Origin of the sequence: Chitinolyticbacter albus, assembly GCF_024437655.1 — a bacterium.
Taxonomy (GTDB): Bacteria; Pseudomonadota; Gammaproteobacteria; order Burkholderiales; family Chitinibacteraceae; genus Chitinolyticbacter; species Chitinolyticbacter albus.
In genome coordinates this window covers 79,693-96,643 of sequence record NZ_JANBVF010000019.1, presented here as the reverse complement: position 1 = coordinate 96,643, position 16,951 = coordinate 79,693, and the positions used below count along the sequence as shown (strand labels likewise).

Below are 16,951 nucleotides of genomic sequence, written 5' to 3'. Positions count from 1 at the left end.
GTCGCACCGGTCGGTGACCGAGACGCGCAGGTAGTCGATGCGGCGACCATAGCGGTCGATCAGCGCGGCGGGCGTGGGCGGGGTGGAGGCGAGGGCGTGCACGGCGAAAACGGTGAATCCGGGTCAGGCCGATGACGCAAGGGTATGCGCAGCAGCATACACGCGGCATCGGGTAAGGGCCTTAGGCTGAACCGGCCTTCAAACATGGATGCGAAGCAAAGGCCTGGCGCATGGCCGCGCCTCGCTGCGAGGATCACCCCGCTGCGCTCGGCGCGCCTTGCCAGCACCATCGCACTGGGTTTTGCTTGCGGCGCCTGCAACGGCTGGGTGTTTCACACTGAGCAACGCGCCACGTTCCTTGCTATGGGCCGCTCAATCCGGGCGATACCCGTATTCTTGATGAGGAAAGGGCCATGTTTGAAAAGACTTGCGACTACTGCGGCGCAACGATGCGGGTGATGGACACCCAGCAGGAAGGGCACAACGAGTATGAAGACTACTACTGTCCGGAATGCAACAAGCGGTTCAGGACCTATGCGTCCCTGCCGCCGACGGTGACTCTATTGACCGGGCGGACGGACAACAGAACCGATCAGTACCAGAACCCCACAGGCTGATGCCGCGCGTTGACCACGGGGCTATCACACGCGTGGCTCGGGCTCAGTTCTTTTCCAGCCGCAGCAGGTGGCCAAGCTTGCTGCGCTTGGTTTCCAGGTAGACACGGTTCTCATGATTGGCGGCAATCTCGTGCGCTTCGCGCCGGGCCATCGTGATGCCGGCGGCTTCCAGCGCGGCGAGCTTTCTCGGATTGTTGCTCATCAGCCGGACGGAGCGCACACCGAGGTCGCGCAGGATGGCCGCTGCGGCCTCGTAACTGCGCGCATCGATCGGCAGGCCTTGCGCGGCATTGGCTTCGACCGTGTCGAGCCCTTCGTCCTGCAGCGCGTAGGCGCGGATCTTGTGGGTGATGCCGATGCCGCGCCCCTCCTGGCCGCGCAGGTAGAGCAGCACACCGCGCCCTTCATGCTCGATCCGGGCGAGCGCCAGCTCCAGCTGCTCGCCGCAGTCGCAGCGCAAGGAGCCGAACACATCGCCGGTCAGGCATTCGGAATGCAGCCGCACCAGCACCGGGGTGTCACCCGAGACATCGCCCTTCACCAGCGCGACGTGTTCGACACCGTCGAGCCGCGCACGATAGACGTGCGAGACGAATTCGCCGTGCCGCGTCGGCAGCCGCGCGGTGGCGACCTTGTCAGCCAACAGCTCGCCATCGCGGGCGCAAAGCACGCCATGGCCAGCAGCAGCGAGGCGTTGATCGTCGGAGAGGGGAGCGGTCGGGTGGGACATGGTGAGCCTGAGGGTTACGCATTCACACATGGTTGCACGGAGTGGCTTATTCAAGCGGAACCGTTGAAATTCCGGCTCCGGATGGTCGGCTGCCCAGGCAGTGTACGCCGCTCTTTTATTTCTTTAAAGCCTAAAGAATTTAACTAACAGAAGAAAATGCTCAAATAATGCGGGGTGGGATAGGCAATCAGTGCCAGTTGGACGGGGAGACCTTGTCCGGCCAGCGCATCGGCCAACTGCCTCGCGGCCACGGTTTCGTCGGCGTTGTGCCGGATCAGCCGGCCGCTGACCTGGTAGCCAGGTTGCAGGTTGATTTCGTCGGGCAACAGACGAATGCGCCAGCGCCCGGCTCCCGCCTTGGGGCGCAAGGTCAGGGCCGATGCGGCTTCGGCCTTGCCGGCGGCGGCGCGCCGCTCGCAATGGAATAGGTCGATATTGTAGCCGGCGTAGGCACTGGTTTTCGCCTCGGGCCTGGCCGCAGGCGCGGCGGGGGCGGCGGGAACGACCGATTCCTCGCGATAGAAACTGGCGGTGGAACCCGCTTTGCGTTGCACTTCCTGGCTGGACGCGCCCACCGCCAGCGCCTGCAGCAGTTTCCAGCGGAACGGATCATCGGCCAGCGATTCGACCAGCACGCGCACCGCGTCCTCGCGGCGCGGATCCTTGTGATCGAGCGCCAGCACCGCCTGCACTTCCTTGTAGAGCTCCAGCGTCAGCCGCCGCTCGGATTCGGCGCGTTCCAGGTCCGCACGGGCCAGCTTGAGCGCATTATCGATCTCGGTCGTCTTGCGTTCCTGCTCCTTGGCCGCGCGATTGAGTTCGGCGATTTCCTGGTCCAGCGGCAGCGCGCGATAGGCCGCGTAAGCCGCGATGGCGAGCGAGATCAGGGAGATGGCCTTGGTGGAGAGATCCAGCCAGTGGCCGACCGGGCGGTCCCGCTCTTCGGCCATTGCTAGGCCCCTAGCAGCGTGCGCGCCCGTGTCAGCAACCGCTTGCGATCGGAAAGGCCGTTGAGGCCACCGTTGATGGCGCGGGTCACCGCTTCGACATCGTCGCGGTCGGCCAGCATGTTGATACGGCGCTTGTCCCAGTACCAGCCGGCGACGTCGACCGTGAGCGCATCGTCGCTGGCAACCAGCGCGGGGTTGGCCAGCACGTCGGTGCCAAAGCGGTTGGTGCGCGCATAGTCGCCGTAGTTGGCGCGGCCGGTCAGCTGGATCAGGCCGCGGCCCTTGTAGCGCACCCCGTCGCCCGGCTGGGTGTTGCCGAGGTCGCGCCGCCCTTCGTAGGCCGCGCCGCTGGCGAGTTCCTCGCGAAAGCGCAACTCGCCGCTCTCGTGGCCGATCTGGGACAGGAAATGCGCTTGGCGTAGCGGCGTATTGATGTCGTACGCCGTCATGGTGTCGGCGATGGGGCCGGCAAACGCCGTGACGACCGCATCGGCGGCATGCAGGTACAACAGGCCGCACAGCGCGTTATCGAGTGCCTTGGGCAGCGCCAGGCACAAGGCGCCCAGCGTGGCGTCGCGCGGCTTGAGCACGAGGTCGGCTTCGTCGACACCTAGCACCTTGCTGCGAAAGGTGCGCAGTGCCGCCATGGTCTTCTCGCCGATGATGCCGTCGCACTGCAGCGGCACGGTGAGCCCGATGCGGCTGACATTCAGGTTGACGAGGCGCTGCACGGTCTCGACATCGTCGCGCAGATTGCGGGCACGAAAGCCCACGGTGTCGCCCAGCAGTGCCAGGCCCCGCGTGGGTGGAGCGGGGATTTCCACGACGGTCGACGTGGCGGTGGGCCGGGCTGCCTCGGAGGTGGCGTCGGCCAGCGTGCCCTCGCGCCGCTCGAAATGCGGTGCGTCCTTGAAGCTTTGCCAATTGCCGCCCCAGCGATTGGCGGTGTCCAGGCTTTCCCAGAACGCGCCGAGTTGGCGTACCGCGTCGCTGTCCTGGACCAGGTTGAGCTTGCCGTCCGGCGTGGTTTCGAAGAAGTTGAGGTCGATGGCCAGCCGCTTGAGGTGCTGGCTGTTCATGGTCTTGCTGCGGCCGTTCTTGATGTGCAGCGCCTGTTGCTCAGGCGTGCGGTAGAGTTCGCCGCCGGTGAGCGTGAGGCCGAGCTCCGGCGCCTTGCGGATCAGCTCGGCCACGTGTTGTAGAAACACGGCCTGCTCGCGGTTGAGTCCCATCTTAGTGTCCTCCTTCGGTGTGGGGCCGGACGCCGGCTGCCATGCGTTGCGTCAGTTCTTCGAGTTGTTTCTGCTTGTTGCTGCTGCCACGGCTGGAGCCGTAGAAGTATTGGATGATGGTGGAAAGGCCCACGCCGAGCAGGAAGCCGACCACGGTGTTGATGATCTGCGCCGAGTCACGCGGGAGCTCCTTCGCGTTGAACAGGAAGGGCAGCAGGATGGCGAGCACGATGAAGACGAAGGTCAGCGCGGTAATCAGGTAGGCGTAGTAGTAGGTGAAGCGGCGCACCAGCGGGTCGTCGTTGTCGTCGCGCTTGCCGCCGGTGGCGCGGGCGTCCTGCACATCGGCGGTGCGCAACTTTTCCATTTCCAGCTCGTGCGCATCGATCTGCTGGCGCCAGGTGATCAGCTGCGCCTGGTTATCCAGTTCAAACTGTTTGAGCTGGAGCCACTGCTCGTCGGTGAGCTTGTCGTCGGCGGCGTCGGCGATGTCGATGCCGGTCTTTTCCTTGATCAGCTCGGTCACCTGCTCGGCGCCCTGATCGAGGGCGCCGCGAAAGATGCCGCTCAAGAGGTCGAGGCCGCGTTTGGCGAGCTGGGGCGCGATGGTGCTGAGCACGGCGCCGAGTATGGGTAGGGGCATGAGGGCTCTCCAGCATGACTGAGGCATGGTCATGCCACTGTTTGCACCCTAGTCCCTTTTGATAAAATTACGCTTCGCTTCCGATATTCGTTATTGGGGTCGGTTGTATATCGGATCCAACCACCGGGCATTGGGCTGGCCGGGCCCGTCTCCCAACGAAAACACCCCGCAATGCGGGGTGTTTTCGGGGGTACTGGGGCAATTAGGCCGGTAGCGTATAGCCTTCGATCTTGGCGCCCTGGACCAGGCCTTGCAGGTAGTCGTTCATCGCACGGCGCTGGGCCATTTCGACCAGGAACTGCGCCAGGCGATCCTTCACTTCGTCAAACGCCACCGCTTCGCCGGCCTTTTTCTTGCCGGCTTTGATGATGTGGAAACCGAACTGGGTTTCGACGAGCTCGGGGCTGATTTCGCCCTCGCCCAGCGCAAAGGCGGCGGCCTCGAATTCGGGCACCATCTGGCCGCGACCGAAGCTGCCAAGCTCGCCGCCTTGCGCCTTGGACGGGCAGGACGATTGCTCGCGCGCCACGGCGCTGAAGGTGAACGGCGCGGTCTTCACTTCGGCTAGCACGCGTTCGGCCTTGGCACGTACCAGCGATGCGCTGGTGGCGTCTTCCACCGAGAACAGGATGTGGGCGGCCTCAACTTCCTCGCCGCGCACGAAGCTTTGCGGATTGTTGGTGTAGTACTCGCGCGCATCGGCCTCGGTGGGCGGTGTTACCTTGATTTCCTGCTGCAGCAGCGTGTTGATGGCCTCGTCGCTGTCCTCTGCGGTGATGCCGTGCTTGCGCGCTTCCTGCGTCAAGAGCTCGCGCAGGATGAATTCCTGGGTCAGCGCATCGCGGGCGCCCGGCGCGTCTTGCGCTTGTTCGATGGCGGCGTTGAGTTCGGCTTCGTCGATCGCGACGCCATTGACGGTAATGGCCATGAGGGCTCCTGTGCTGGCATGAGAAGGCCGTCCACAAGGACGGCCGATGGGCAATTGTACCCGCTGGCAAGTTCAAGCACGACCCTGCGTGACCGGTGCGCCGCCATGCCACTGCCTGGGCGATACATCGGTCAGCGCATCGTGGCCCGAAGCTGAGACCGAACTAGCGCTGGTACATCACATCAGTGCGCAGCACGTATTTGGTGCCTTCGATGATGGTGGCGCCTTGATGGCGCAGCTGGTGGGGGAACACCAATGCCATGCCGGTGGCGGGCTGGACTGCATCCCAGCCGAACTCGGTGGCGCCACCTGTGTAGTTTGCATTCAGATAGATCAGCAGCGTGAGAAAGCTTTCCTCGTTATCACTGGCGCGATACGTGCCGTCGTAGTGCCACTTGAAATACTGCTCGGGCGTATAGCGGTAATAACGAAAGCGCTCGTTGAGCCGGCTGACCCGCCAGCCTTCCAGTTCGGGCGGCAGCGCGACCTGTACGCGCTCGAACAGGCTGGCTGCGAGCGGGGTGTCGTCGACGATCAGGCGATCATTATTGCGGACTTCGCTGGCCATCACCGGGCCCTGCGCCGTCTGCAACGGGGCGGCATCGTAGCCGCCCTGTTCGCTTCGGGCGATCTGGTCAGTGCATTCCTGCGCACTCAGCACATCGTGGATGGTGAATACCCCGGCGCCGTAGCGGGTGGTTTTGGGGAGGGCGGAGGAGGAGAAAGTCGACATCGGGTCGGTGTAAGCGAATGGGGTGGGTATCAAGGCGCAATGAACCTATGCGCTGCTTTCGTAGCTTCAAGCGACGCTAAGGATTGTGATGAAAACGGGCTACCTGCCTCCAAAACCTGCAGGCATAGATGGGCGCCATTGATGCCTTGCCGGTTTCGAACTCAAAATGCAGTGCTTTTCCTTCAAGTGACGTAATCGTCGCGATAGAACAAGGCAAGGCGCCCATCTGACGGCTCTGGTCGAGACCTTTGAAGTTGTCGAAGTTGAATTCGATGCCAAACCGGGGATCGAGTGAGGCAGCAGCACCAGCATGCTGGCAGGCGATTCTGCGTGTGGTAATCACCCACCAGCTTTGCTCGGAGAAGAACCCACTCGTAAGTGGTAGCTCACCAGGATCAAGTTCAAACATGGGCGGGATGCCTGGATGCAAGCCGGCAATCGTGGTGTGCAGCCAGGTATTGATATCCATGCTGCTTCGACGAATGCTAGCAACGGCGAGCCGATGAATTTCCTGATCGATGACGTTGCTCATTAAAGCCCAATGCTCTCAATCCGTTTCGAATGAATGCCTAAGGTGTACCTGCGTTTGGCAGGTTTTGTGCTGCTGTTTCCACGTTCGAGCAAACGGTTTCGTAGCCGCGCAAAGGCAAAGCGCGAATCTTCCGAGCAAGTTCGTTTGGCGCATCAGTGCCTTCCACTGCATTTGCGATCATGCCAATCGCATCGGAATAGCACTGGCCCGCGCCGAACTGCTCTGCGAAGGCGCCAATCCAGAAGAACAACGGCGCTGCAGCGGCGATCGCAGTAACACCGAGCCATTTGGCCCGGTGAGACGACGGCCACGCTGCGGCTAGAAACAGCGCTGCCAGCAAGACATAGGCGATGAGCAGTGCAGGAAACAGCAAGGACATCATCACCTACTTCCATCCAGAATCAGCGCGCCCCGGCCAGCTTGGCGTTCCAGAACGCCGTCGCCGCATCGAGCGCGGCCTTGGCGCTCTTGCGGCCGGTGACGGCCGATTCCACTTCCTCGCGCAGCTTGCGGTAGAGCGGTTCCGGATCGTCGATACCCAGGAGCGTCAGCGTACGCACGTTGGCAAGGTTACGCGCGCCGATGGCGCGGGCCTTTTCCACCGCGCCGGCGTTGGCGGGCAGCTGCTGGAAGAAGGGGTCGAGCGCGGCCTGGCGCACCGAAGGGTAGGTGCCGCCGGTGGCCTTGGAGAAGCCCAGCTGGTTGGCGTCGTTGGTCAGGAACTTGGCGAACTTGGCCACTTCCGGCAGCGCCTTGGGGTTCACGCCGCGCGGCACCGCGAAGTTGAACAGCCAGCCGCCCTTGACCACGCCGGTCGGGCCTTGCGGCGCCGGTAGCACGTCGGTCTTGCCATACACCGCCTTGCCTTCGTCCTTCACGCGGCCGAGCGCGGTCGGCGCGGTTTCCAGCATGGCGAGCTTGCCGGTGTTGTAGGCACCGATGGCAGCCTGGAAGTTGTCCTCTGCAAACAGCAGCCCCTTCTCGCGCGGCAGCGCGCCATCACGGTAGGCGGCGGCGTATTTTTCCAGCAGCGCCACGTGGCGCGGCGAGTTGAACACGGCCTGGCGGTTTTGCGTCAGCGGCAGGCCTTCGGCCAGGAAAATACGCACCGGCAGCCCGAGCTCGGGGGCGAAGCCGGCGACGCCCGTCTTCTCCTTGATCACGCGCGCGGCAGCAAGCTGCTCGTCCAGCGTCTTCAAGGGTTTCTTCGGGTCGAGCCCGGCCTTCTGGAACAGCTCGGTGTTCACGGCCAGCACCGATACGCCGTTGTACCAGGGGAAGGCGTAGGTTTTGCCGTCGAAGGTCACGTCGGCCAGCGCGCCCGGCATATAGCGATCGCGGTCGGCGCCGAGCAGGCTGTTGAGCGGCAGGATGTCGTGGCGCTGCGCCAGATCGTACGCCCATTCCACGTTGAGGTTGACGAGGGCGGGCGGCTGCGAGATGGCGATGGCGCCCAAGAGGCGAGCCTGGATCTTGTCCCAAGGGTGATCGACCCAGACGATGTCGACATTGGGATTGGCGCGCTCGTACTCTTGCTCCAGTTTCTGGAAATAGCCGTCGAATTTGGGTTTCAGGCTCATCGTCCAGAATTCGATGCGCGTTTTCTCGGCGTGGACGCAGGCGCTGGCGAGCAACGCGCAGGCCACCAGGATCGCACGGGTCGGTTTCATGCAACAACTCCAAGGGGATAGTGATAGCGCGGCTGATCGTGAGCGCCGGGGGCGAGGGGCGCTTGCTTGTTCTGTCAGCCTAGGGGTGCATTCTGCCATGGTGCCGGCCTCGTGTCACGGTCTGATTTTGCATAAGGCATTGATTATCCGCAAATATGCCGGCGTTGCATTGATGCCGGGCGAGGACCAAGCTTGCAGCAAGCATGTTGAAACCTGTTTGAAACGCGCTGCTTTCGCTCATTTCATGCCATTCGCGTAAGCGCATGGCCATCGCCGTCGAACACATGGCAGCGGCCGGCGGGAAATGCCAAGTGGACGGTGGCGCCGAGCTGGGCGTGGGCCGGCAGCTTCACGGTGATGAAGCCATCCACCCCGGCGATTTCAACGTAGCCGAGCAGCGTGTCGCCCAGGTGCTCGACCAGATCGACCCGCGCCGCGAGCGCGCCAGGATGCTCGGCGGCCACGAGCTCGATATGTTCGGGCCGGATGCCCAGCGTCACGCTGCTCGTTGCCTGTAGTGCGCGTGCGTCGCGCCGGGTGGCGATGGGGCTGAGTGCCAGCCGCACGGTGGCGCCGGCGTCGTCGTTGCCGATCAGCGTGGCTGGTATCAAATTCATCCGTGGAGAGCCGAGAAAGCCCGCGACGAACAGGTTGCGCGGCTCTTCATACAGCGCCAGCGGCGTGCCCAGCTGCTCGATGCGGCCAGCGTTGAACACGGCGATCCGATCGCCCAGCGTCATTGCTTCGACCTGGTCGTGGGTGACGTAGATCATCGTGGTGCCGAGCTCCTGGTGCAGCTTGGCCAGTTCCACCCGCATCTGCAGCCGCAGCGAGGCGTCGAGGTTGGACAGCGGCTCGTCGAACAAGAACACCTTGGGCTCGCGCACGATGGCGCGGCCGATCGCGACGCGCTGGCGTTGGCCACCCGACAGCGCCTTGGGCTTGCGATCGAGCAAATGGGTGATCTGCAGGATCTCGGCGGCGCGCCCGACGCGGCTGGCGATCTCGTCCTTGGGTGCCTTGGCGAGCTTGAGCGCGAAGCCCATGTTCTGCGCCACCGTCATGTGTGGGTAGAGCGCGTAGCTCTGGAACACCATGGCGATGCCGCGCTTGCTGGCGTGCATATCGTTGGCGGGCAGGTTGCCGATGCTGAGCTCGCCGCCGCTGATGTCCTCGAGCCCCGCGATCATGCGTAGCAGCGTGGACTTGCCGCAGCCGGAGGGGCCGACGAACACCATGAATTCGCCGTCGTCGATGTCGAGATCGAGGCCGGGGATAGTGTAGTGGTCGCGGGTGTAGGCTTTTTGGATGTTGCGTAGGTGGACGGCGGCCATGGTGGTGTGTTCCTCGGTATGTGTATCGAAAGGCGGTGTTATGCGCCTGCGGCGCGGCTGTTCAGGTGCCGGTTCCGCCCGGCGGACGGGTTCCTTTCTTTGCGTCGCCAAAGAAAGGAACCAAAGAAAGGCGTGCTCTGCATCGCGCGTCGCTAGGCGGCAAAGCCGCCAAGCTTTGGCGTGACCGCGCCTGCGGCCCTCCGGGCTGCCCTCAGTCGGTCGCGAGCCCGAGGTCTCGCTCCGCTCCTTCGGCGCTGCGAAACGGGGAGAGACCCCCCGCTGTTTGCCGGAAAAGGCTATTGCGTTGCATATCGCTGGGCGCGGCCATGATCCGAAGAGGTTTGGTGTAGTCATTTCACCGCCCCATCCAGCCCGCGCATGAAGTAGCGCTGGGCGAGCAGGAACAGGATCAGCACCGGCAGGATGGTGAGCCCGGTGCCGGCGGCGATGACGCGGGTTTTGGCGGCGAAGGTGCCGGAGAGGTAGAGCACGCCGACGGCGAGCGGGTATTGGTCGGGGCTTTGCAGCACCACGGCGGGCCAGATGTAGGCGTTCCAGGTGGCGACCAGCGTGAAGATCGCGAGCGCGGCGAGCGCAGGGCCGGCGAGCGGCAGAGCGACGCGCCAGAACAGCTGCCATTCGCTGGCGCCGTCAATGCGCGCGGCGTCGAAGATCTCGGCCGGGATCTCATCGAAGGCCTGCTTCAGCAGGAAAATGCCGAAGGCGTTGGCTAAGAGCGGCAGCACCACGCCGGTGTGCGTGTTGGTGAGCTTGAGCATCGTCAGCGTGATGAAGTTGACGATGATGTTGAGCTCGGACGGCAGGATCAGCGTGGCGAGCACGGCGAGGAACACCAGGCGCTGGCCGCGAAAACGCAGCACCGACAGCGCATAGCCGGCAAGGCTCGCCAGAACCAGCGTGCCGGCGACGGTGGCACCGCTGATCAGCACCGAATTCCAGAAGAAGCGGTCGAGCGGAATGGTCTGGCGCGCTTCGTCGATATGCTTGAGCGTCGGCGCTTCGGGCCACAGCTGTGGCGGGAAGGCATAGATGTTGCCGGCGTCGCCCAGCGCGGTGGAGAGCGTCCAGAGGAATGGGAAGGTGGTGAACAGCGCCACCAGCAGCAGCAGGCTGTAGCGCGGCGCCCAGGACAACAACAGTTTGCGGACGAGATGCATGTCAGCGGCCCTCGGTGCGGAAGAAGCGGAAGTTGATCCAGGCGAGCACGAAGCCGATCAGCGACACCACGGCGCTGGCGGCCAGTGCGCGCGAGAAATCGAAGGCGCGGAAACCCTGGTCGTAGGCGTAGAAGGCGAGGGTGTAGGTGCTGCCGATGGGGCCGCCGCCCGTCATCACCACCACTTCCTCGAAGGCTTTCATCGCCGCCAGCGTGGAGAGCAGCGTGCACAGCAGCAGCGTGGGCCGCAGCATCGGCACGGTGATGCGCCAGAAGCGCTGCCAACGATTGGCGCCGTCGAGCATGGCCGCCTCCTCCACTTCCTGCGGCAGCGCCTGCAGCCCGGCGATGTAGAGCACCATGTAGTAGCCCAGGCCACGCCAGAAGGTGACGAACATCACGGCAAAGAGCGCGATGCGCTCGTCGCTGAGCCAGCCGATCGGCGCATCGATCAGTCGCAGCCAGGCCAGCAGCTGGTTGAGCATGCCGTCCTCGTTGTACATCCAGCCCCACATGATCCCGACCACCGATACCGACGTGACCACGGGCACGAAGAAGGCGGTGCGAAACAGCTTCATCGCCGGCAGTTGCGCGTTCACCAGCACCGCCAGCGCCAGCGCGGCCAGCTGGATCAACGGCACCACCAGAAGGTAGAGCAGCGTGTTGACGACGCTGGTGATGAAGGTCGGGTCGTCCCACAGCGCCTGGAAGTTGGCGAGCCCGACCCAGCGCGAGGCGGTCAGGTCGAAAATGTTCACCTCGGTGAACGCGAGCAGCGCCCCGAGGCCCACTGGCCAGAAGGCGAACAGCAGTAGCACCACGAGGGCGGGGGCGAGGAACAGCCAGGCGCGTGCGTCGTCGCGCCAGCTGTGGTGTCGGCTTGGATAGTGTTTGAACGTGGGCATGGCGGTCTCGTGGCCGCCACCAGGCATTTGAAAGAAACCCGGCGGCGGCGGTTTGCTGCTTGGATGTGCTTTTCGCCTTACTTCTTCAGCTGCGCATTCCAGAACGCGACGGCGGCATCGAGCGCGGCCTTGGCATCCTTGCGCCCGGTGACGGCGGCCTCGGTTTCCTCACGCAAACGCTTGGTCAGCGGAGCCGGATCGTCGATGCCGAGGATGGCCAGCGTGCGCACGTTGGTGAGGTTCTTCGCGCCGATGGCCCGCGCCTGCTCCAGCGGGCCGGCATCGGCCGGCAATTGCTGGAAGTACGGATCGAGCGCGGCCTTGCGCGTCGAGGGGTAGGTGCCGCCGGTATCCTTGGAGAACGCCAGCTGGTTGGCATCGTTGGTGAGGAAGCGCGCGAACTTGCCGACTTCGGGCAAGAGCTTGGCGTCGACGCCGCGCGGCACCACGAAGTCCATCAGCCAGCCGCCCTTGACCACGCCGGTGGCGCCGGGTGGCACCGGGAGCATCACCGTCTGCGCGTAGATGTCCTTGGCGTCATCACGCACGCGGCCTATGGCGGGTGGCGTGGTCTCCAGCATCGCAAGGCGCCCGCCGTTGTAGGCGGCGATCGACACCTGGAAGTTGTCCTCGGCAAAGAGGTTGTCCTTGAGCAGCGCGCCGGCTTTGTAGGCGTTGGCGAACTCGCGCAGCAGCGCCACGTGGCGTGGTGAGTTGAACACCGCCTTGCCGTTTTCCAGCACCGGCAGGCCCTCGCCCAGGAAGATGCTCTCCACGCGACCGAGGCGCGGTGCGAGGCCGGCGACGCCGGCCTTCTGCCGGATCGTTTTCGCCACCTTGAGCTGGGCAGAGAGGTTGGCGATGGGCTGCTTGGGATCGAGCCCGGCCTTCTTGAAGAGGGCGCCGTTCACCGCCATCACGTCGGCCGAGTTGTACCAGGGGAAGGCATAGGTCTTGCCGCCCCAGGTCACGTCGGCCAGCGCGCCTGGCATGTAGACGCCACGGTCGGCGCCGAGCAGCGCATCGATCGGAACGATGGCACCGGTCTGGGCGTAGTCGTACGCCCACTGCACGTTGAGGTTGGCAAGGGCGGGCGGCTGGCCTGCGGCGACGGCGGCGGTGAACTTCGCGCGGATCACATCCCACGGCAGGTCGGTCCAGACGATATCGACGTTGGGGTTCTGCGCCTCGTAGGTCTTCTCGATGTTCTGGAAGTAGGCCTCGAAGCGCGGCTTCATGCTCATGGTCCAGAACTCGATGCGGGTCTTCTCCGCCTGGGCGGCACCGCTGGCGAACAACGCGCCGATCAAGAGCGCGATGGTGCTGTGTTTCATCTTCCTCTCCTCTAAGGGGCGCCGTCGTTGGCGCGCTTTTTCAATCTACGGTCGGGACGATGGCGGCCGGAACCGCTGGCGGCGCATGCGGGCCATGCTCCGGGTGCATGGCGCCAGAGCCTCGCGCGGCACCAAAGAAATGCCCCGCACGAGGCGGGGCCAAGGGATGGAAGACGTGCAGATGAAGCACCAGGGCCTGTTCCCGGTTGTTTCGCGGCCCCACGGGTTCGGGGCAGTCAGCGATGAACCGTTCCGAACGCCGTCGTGAAACAACCGGGAACAGGCCCTTGAGGTGCCCGATCATTAGCGCATGGCTGGGTGGCGTTTCACAGCGCTGGCGGTGCATTGCGGCAATGCGCGCCAAGCATGACGATGGCTTGTAGTGGCAGGCGGCGCCTTACCGGGAAAGGCGTGTGCGCAGTGTTTGCGCCGCGTGCGGCCGGCGGGGGCGAGCTTTGCCCAAATTGTTCATTCTGCGAAGCGAAGGCGGCGTCGATCAGGTCAAAGATGGCGCGGATACTGGCGATCCGCGCTTGGCGCATACCTCGCATGCGCGGGATGCATGTCGCGCCCCGTGCCCAATTGGCATAAAGCGTTTAATGTATTGCCTGGGATAAGACTACAAAAAAATCCGCCGATATGGCCCCGGAGGACGAACATGTTTGCCGCTCATTTCCAGCTCGACCTCAACCTGTTGCTCAGCCTGCAGGCGCTGCTCACGCAGGGCAGCGTGACGCGTGCCGCCGAAACGCTGGGCGTGACCCAGTCGGCGATGAGTCGCTCGCTCGGCCGCCTGCGCGAGGCGTTCGACGATCCGCTGTTCGTGCGCGCCGCCAACAAGCTCGCGCCCACGCCGCGCGCCGAGGCGCTGCGCGAGCCGCTCAACGTGATCCTGCGCCAGATCGACCAGCTGGTGGTGGCGCAGGATTTCGATCCGGCCACCGCGCGCGGCCATTTCCGCGTGGCCTGTGCCGGCAGCGCCGAATACGCGCTGCTGCCGGCGGTGCTCGGTACCGTGCTATTCGAGGCGCCGCAGCTGGAGCTCGATATCGTGCCATGGGAGGCGCACATCCTGGAGGCGATGTCGGACGATGGCCCCGACTTGGCGCTGGGCCTGGCGTTCGATGCGCCGGCCGATGTGTACCAGCGCGTGGTCTGCCGCGACCGGCTGATGTGCGCGCTGCGCGCTGATCACCCGGCACTGGCCGGCGGTGAGCTGACGCTGGAGCGTTACTGCGCCACGCCGCAACTGCAGTTGCGCCTGGGCCAGGAGCTGGCGCGCGTGGTCGACGACCGACTCGCGGCGCTGGGGCAGAGCCGGCGCGTGGGGCTGCAGTTGTCGCAATGCGCGGCGGCGTTTGATCTGTTGCTGGAAAGCGAGCTGATCCTGACCGCGCCCGAGCTGGTGCTGCGCGCCGCCACCGAGGGTCGACCGCGCATCCGGCTGGTGCCGCTGCCGTTTGATGTGCCGCAGCTGACGCTGTCGCTGTACTGGCATGCGCGGCGCCACCACGATCCGGCGCATATCTGGTTGCGCAACGCCTTCTGTGGCGGGCTCAAGGCCGAGTTCGACGCCCGACGCGACGCCTGGGCCGCACTCGAATCCTCACGCCTGGCCGACGTGCAGCCGATGCGGCCGCTGCGGGGCGAAGACTCCCCGCCGTGCGACGAGCCGCCGCGTTTCCCGCGCATCGGCAGTTTCTATCCGGCGTATCGCTGACATGAAAAGGGTTGTTCATCGTTTGAGCGAAGCGGCGGTCACGCTATTGCTGGCTGGCGGCTGTGCCGCCACCGCCCTTATCGCGCGCAGCGAAGGCGCCGGCATCGGTCTCGTATGGGTGCCAACAGGCGTGTCCGTCGCGCTGGCCTTGCTGGGCTGCGCGCTGGCGGGATCGGGTTTGCGGCGCTGGAGGCAGGCGTGGCGCGAACGCGTGCCGCATTGCGCGCGTTGCGGTGCCCGCACCGAGTTTTGCCCCAAAAATTGCTACACGCGTTACTACCGTTGTCCTGTTTGCGACGCAGGCCGTTGATCATGCCAGCGTTCGCCAACCAGGCGAGCTGACTAGACTGACGCCATCGGTTTTGCAGCGGCATTCTTCATGGTCGAACGGCAAGACTTCTTTCTCGGGCGCCAACCCATCCTCGATCGCGGACACCATCTGGTCGCCTACGAGCTGCTGTTCCGCGACGGTGTGGCCAATTGCGCCGAGGTGGGCGATGGCCTGGCCGCCAGCGCCAGCGTGATCAGCCACGCCTTCACCGATCTGGGGCTGGAAGGATTGCTGGAGGATAAGCTCGCCTTTATCAACGTCAGCGCCGAATTGCTGTATTCGGACGTGGTTGAGCTCTTGCCTTCCCGGCGCGTGGTGCTGGAGCTCTTGGAAACGATACCGCTCAGCGAGGCGCTGTATGCCCGCTGCCGCCAGCTCAAGGCCGCTGGCTATCGGCTGGCGCTGGACGACATGGTCGCTGTATCGCCGCTGCACGAACCGCTGCTGCCGCTGATCGATATCATCAAGGTCGATCTGCTCGGCGTGCCGCAGGAGCGGCTGCCCTCGCTGGTGCAGCAGCTGCGTGCTCATCCGGTGCAATTGCTGGCGGAGAAGGTGAGCGATCCGCAGTTGCAGCAGTGCTGCCATGAGCTCGGCTTCGATCTGTTCCAGGGCTACCACTACGCTCGCCCGACGGTGCTGTCCGGACGCAGGTTGCAGCCGATGGAGGCGCAGCTGTTGCAGCTGTTGGCGCTGATCGGCAGCGATTCCGATGTCGACGAGATCGAGGCCGCGCTCAAGCGGGCACCCGATCTAGCCGTCGGATTGCTGCGTCTGGTGAACTCGGTGGCGAGCGGCCTGCCGGTACGCATACACAGCGTGCGCCACGCCGTCACCATGCTCGGGCTGCGCCAACTCTATCGCTGGCTGCAGATACTGCTTTACGCCCGGCAGGCCGGCCAGGGCCAGGGCGATCTGTTGCTCTATACCGCCGCCACACGCGGCCGCTTCATGGAGCAGCTGGCGCAGGCGCTGGCGCCAGGAGATCGGCGGCAGGCCGACAAGGCCTTTCTCGTTGGCATGCTGTCACTGCTCGACGTGCTGTTCGGCCGGCCGCTGGCCGAACTGCTGGCCGAGCTCAACCTGGCGGCCGATGCGCAACAAGCATTGTTGCTGGGGACGGGCGAGCTGGGGTCCTGGCTGGCGTTGATGCGTGCGGTCGAGGGCGAGGACCTGGCGGAAGTCGCTGACTGGCTGGCGGACAACGCCGTGCTCAGCCTCGATACGCTCAATCATATGCACGTTGAAGCGCTGCACTGGTCGACCTCGATCGGCCGCGACAGCAAACTGCACTGATCAGGCGGCGAGCCGGCGGCGGAACACCCAGGTGTCGGCGTTGCCGGCAGCGGGCACGTAGCGATAGCCGTCCAGGTCGAAATCCTTCAGCGCATCCGCCTCGGTGATGCCGTGCTGCGCGGCGTAGCGCACCATCAGCCCGCGCGCGCGCTTGGCGTAGAAGCTGATGATCTTGTAGCGATCGCCCTTCCAATCCTCGAACACCGGCGTGACCAGCCGGTGCTTCACGCGCCGCGCACCGACCGACTTGAAGTACTCGTCGCTGGCAAGGTTGACCACAACCTTGGTTGCCTGCTCGTTCACCGCCTTGGCGAGCGTATCGCCCCAGAACGCATACAGATCCTTGCCGTGCCCGCCCACGAGCCGGGTGCCCATTTCCAGCCGGTAGGGCTGGATCAGGTCGAACGGCTGCAGCAGGCCATAAAGTCCGGACAGGATGCGCAGATGGCGCTCCAGGTACTGGTGTTGAGTGACGTTCAGGCTGTGCGCATCCAGGCCTTCGTAGACGTCACCATTGAAGGCGAACACCGCGGCGCGGGCGTTGTCCGGCGTGAACGGAGGCTGCCAGGCGTGGTAGCGACCGGCGTTGAGCACGGCGAGCTCATCCGAGATGCCCATCAGCGCGGAGAGCTCGGCCGGCGCCAGCGGCTTGAGCAGCTTGATCAGCGCCTGCGATTGCTTCAGGTATTGCGGCTGGGTGTGGTGGCTGGTTGGCAGGGGAGAGGCGTAATCCAGCGATTTGGCCGGGGAAATCAACATCAACATCGGATTGGGCTTTCTAGGTAAGGCGGGACTGGCTGCGATGATGGGTGATCGGGC

At 64.6% G+C, this 16,951-nt stretch carries 18 protein-coding genes; 4 read left to right on the top strand and 14 right to left on the bottom strand.

Annotated features, from left to right (window positions below; all coding sequences use genetic code 11):
- Positions 1–413 precede the first annotated feature (413 nt).
- Positions 414–617, top strand: a complete 204-nt coding sequence (locus NLI84_RS13015; protein WP_255990826.1) for a hypothetical protein — start codon at positions 414–416, stop codon at positions 615–617.
- Positions 618–660: 43 nt separating this feature from the next.
- Here the strand turns inward: NLI84_RS13015 and ribA are convergent, their stop codons facing one another.
- From ribA to NLI84_RS12970, 9 genes are all read right to left on the bottom strand, one after another.
- Complete coding sequence (ribA, locus tag NLI84_RS13010; RefSeq protein WP_255990825.1) at positions 661–1,347, bottom strand: GTP cyclohydrolase II; 687 nt, start codon at positions 1,345–1,347, stop codon at positions 661–663.
- Positions 1,348–1,490: 143 nt separating this feature from the next.
- Positions 1,491–2,297, bottom strand: a complete 807-nt coding sequence (locus tag NLI84_RS13005) for a hypothetical protein (protein ID WP_255990823.1) — start codon at positions 2,295–2,297, stop codon at positions 1,491–1,493.
- A gap of 2 nt (positions 2,298–2,299) precedes the next feature.
- Positions 2,300–3,529, bottom strand: coding sequence for a M15 family metallopeptidase (locus NLI84_RS13000; protein ID WP_255990821.1), 1,230 nt, complete (start codon positions 3,527–3,529; stop codon positions 2,300–2,302).
- 1 nt (position 3,530) lies between these two features.
- Positions 3,531–4,172 (bottom strand): hypothetical protein, encoded by a 642-nt coding sequence (locus NLI84_RS12995; RefSeq protein WP_255990820.1) that lies wholly within the window; start codon positions 4,170–4,172, stop codon positions 3,531–3,533.
- Positions 4,173–4,374: 202 nt separating this feature from the next.
- Entirely contained in the window at positions 4,375–5,100 is a 726-nt protein-coding gene (locus NLI84_RS12990) for a peptidylprolyl isomerase (RefSeq protein ID WP_255990818.1), read from the bottom strand.
- Positions 5,101–5,263: 163 nt separating this feature from the next.
- Positions 5,264–5,833: a 2OG-Fe(II) oxygenase gene (locus tag NLI84_RS12985; protein ID WP_255990817.1), complete on the bottom strand. Its 570-nt coding sequence runs from the start codon at positions 5,831–5,833 to the stop codon at positions 5,264–5,266.
- A 76-nt stretch (positions 5,834–5,909) separates the two neighbouring features.
- Positions 5,910–6,365: a hypothetical protein gene (locus NLI84_RS12980; protein WP_255990815.1), complete on the bottom strand. Its 456-nt coding sequence runs from the start codon at positions 6,363–6,365 to the stop codon at positions 5,910–5,912.
- 37 nt (positions 6,366–6,402) lie between these two features.
- Positions 6,403–6,747 carry a hypothetical protein gene (locus NLI84_RS12975; RefSeq protein ID WP_255990814.1) on the bottom strand — a complete coding sequence of 115 codons (345 nt, stop codon included), beginning with the start codon at positions 6,745–6,747 and terminating at the stop codon, positions 6,403–6,405.
- Positions 6,748–6,766: 19 nt separating this feature from the next.
- Positions 6,767–8,035 carry an ABC transporter substrate-binding protein gene (locus tag NLI84_RS12970; RefSeq protein ID WP_255990812.1) on the bottom strand — a complete coding sequence of 423 codons (1,269 nt, stop codon included), beginning with the start codon at positions 8,033–8,035 and terminating at the stop codon, positions 6,767–6,769.
- On the opposite strand from NLI84_RS12970, the gene NLI84_RS12965 reads away from it, so the two are divergent.
- On the top strand, positions 8,034–8,294 hold the full coding sequence (locus NLI84_RS12965) for a hypothetical protein (RefSeq protein ID WP_255990811.1): 261 nt from the start codon (positions 8,034–8,036) through the stop codon (positions 8,292–8,294). The genes NLI84_RS12970 and NLI84_RS12965 overlap by 2 nt on opposite strands.
- Here NLI84_RS12965 and NLI84_RS12960 read toward each other — a convergent pair.
- The 4 genes from NLI84_RS12960 to NLI84_RS12945 all read right to left on the bottom strand — a co-directional run bounded on the left by NLI84_RS12960 (position 8,278) and on the right by NLI84_RS12945 (position 12,785).
- Positions 8,278–9,369, bottom strand: a complete 1,092-nt coding sequence (locus NLI84_RS12960) for an ABC transporter ATP-binding protein (protein ID WP_255990810.1) — start codon at positions 9,367–9,369, stop codon at positions 8,278–8,280. The two genes, NLI84_RS12965 and NLI84_RS12960, sit on opposite strands and share 17 nt — an antisense overlap.
- Before the next feature lie 350 nt (positions 9,370–9,719).
- Entirely contained in the window at positions 9,720–10,547 is an 828-nt protein-coding gene (locus tag NLI84_RS12955) for a carbohydrate ABC transporter permease (RefSeq protein WP_255990809.1), read from the bottom strand.
- Between the two features lies 1 nt (position 10,548).
- Positions 10,549–11,451 (bottom strand): carbohydrate ABC transporter permease, encoded by a 903-nt coding sequence (locus NLI84_RS12950; protein WP_255990808.1) that lies wholly within the window; start codon positions 11,449–11,451, stop codon positions 10,549–10,551.
- A 77-nt stretch (positions 11,452–11,528) separates the two neighbouring features.
- Positions 11,529–12,785, bottom strand: a complete 1,257-nt coding sequence (locus tag NLI84_RS12945; protein ID WP_255990807.1) for an ABC transporter substrate-binding protein — start codon at positions 12,783–12,785, stop codon at positions 11,529–11,531.
- Between the two features lie 658 nt (positions 12,786–13,443).
- On the opposite strand from NLI84_RS12945, the gene NLI84_RS12940 reads away from it, so the two are divergent.
- Both NLI84_RS12940 and NLI84_RS12935 read left to right on the top strand, forming a co-directional pair.
- Positions 13,444–14,505 (top strand): LysR family transcriptional regulator, encoded by a 1,062-nt coding sequence (locus NLI84_RS12940; protein ID WP_255990806.1) that lies wholly within the window; start codon positions 13,444–13,446, stop codon positions 14,503–14,505.
- Between the two features lie 379 nt (positions 14,506–14,884).
- On the top strand, positions 14,885–16,132 hold the full coding sequence (locus tag NLI84_RS12935) for an EAL and HDOD domain-containing protein (RefSeq protein ID WP_255990803.1): 1,248 nt from the start codon (positions 14,885–14,887) through the stop codon (positions 16,130–16,132).
- Here the strand turns inward: NLI84_RS12935 and yaaA are convergent, their stop codons facing one another.
- Positions 16,133–16,897 carry a peroxide stress protein YaaA gene (gene yaaA / locus NLI84_RS12930; protein WP_255990802.1) on the bottom strand — a complete coding sequence of 255 codons (765 nt, stop codon included), beginning with the start codon at positions 16,895–16,897 and terminating at the stop codon, positions 16,133–16,135. It lies immediately after the preceding gene.
- Positions 16,898–16,951 lie beyond the last annotated feature (54 nt).

Coding starts and splice junctions, on each gene's coding strand:
- ribA (WP_255990825.1), bottom strand. CDS start 1,347: ATGTCCCACCCGACCGCTCCCCTCTCCGACGATCAACGCCTCGCTGCT.
- NLI84_RS12985 (WP_255990817.1), bottom strand. CDS start 5,833: ATGTCGACTTTCTCCTCCTCCGCCCTCCCCAAAACCACCCGCTACGGC.
- NLI84_RS12990 (WP_255990818.1), bottom strand. CDS start 5,100: ATGGCCATTACCGTCAATGGCGTCGCGATCGACGAAGCCGAACTCAAC.
- NLI84_RS13015 (WP_255990826.1), top strand. CDS start 414: ATGTTTGAAAAGACTTGCGACTACTGCGGCGCAACGATGCGGGTGATG.
- NLI84_RS12950 (WP_255990808.1), bottom strand. CDS start 11,451: ATGCCCACGTTCAAACACTATCCAAGCCGACACCACAGCTGGCGCGAC.
- NLI84_RS12955 (WP_255990809.1), bottom strand. CDS start 10,547: ATGCATCTCGTCCGCAAACTGTTGTTGTCCTGGGCGCCGCGCTACAGC.
- NLI84_RS12975 (WP_255990814.1), bottom strand. CDS start 6,747: ATGATGTCCTTGCTGTTTCCTGCACTGCTCATCGCCTATGTCTTGCTG.
- NLI84_RS13000 (WP_255990821.1), bottom strand. CDS start 3,529: ATGGGACTCAACCGCGAGCAGGCCGTGTTTCTACAACACGTGGCCGAG.
- NLI84_RS12960 (WP_255990810.1), bottom strand. CDS start 9,369: ATGGCCGCCGTCCACCTACGCAACATCCAAAAAGCCTACACCCGCGAC.
- yaaA (WP_255990802.1), bottom strand. CDS start 16,897: ATGTTGATGTTGATTTCCCCGGCCAAATCGCTGGATTACGCCTCTCCC.
- NLI84_RS12980 (WP_255990815.1), bottom strand. CDS start 6,365: ATGAGCAACGTCATCGATCAGGAAATTCATCGGCTCGCCGTTGCTAGC.
- NLI84_RS12940 (WP_255990806.1), top strand. CDS start 13,444: ATGTTTGCCGCTCATTTCCAGCTCGACCTCAACCTGTTGCTCAGCCTG.
- NLI84_RS12970 (WP_255990812.1), bottom strand. CDS start 8,035: ATGAAACCGACCCGTGCGATCCTGGTGGCCTGCGCGTTGCTCGCCAGC.
- NLI84_RS12945 (WP_255990807.1), bottom strand. CDS start 12,785: ATGAAACACAGCACCATCGCGCTCTTGATCGGCGCGTTGTTCGCCAGC.
- NLI84_RS12935 (WP_255990803.1), top strand. CDS start 14,885: ATGGTCGAACGGCAAGACTTCTTTCTCGGGCGCCAACCCATCCTCGAT.
- NLI84_RS12965 (WP_255990811.1), top strand. CDS start 8,034: ATGCAACAACTCCAAGGGGATAGTGATAGCGCGGCTGATCGTGAGCGC.
- NLI84_RS12995 (WP_255990820.1), bottom strand. CDS start 4,172: ATGCCCCTACCCATACTCGGCGCCGTGCTCAGCACCATCGCGCCCCAG.
- NLI84_RS13005 (WP_255990823.1), bottom strand. CDS start 2,297: ATGGCCGAAGAGCGGGACCGCCCGGTCGGCCACTGGCTGGATCTCTCC.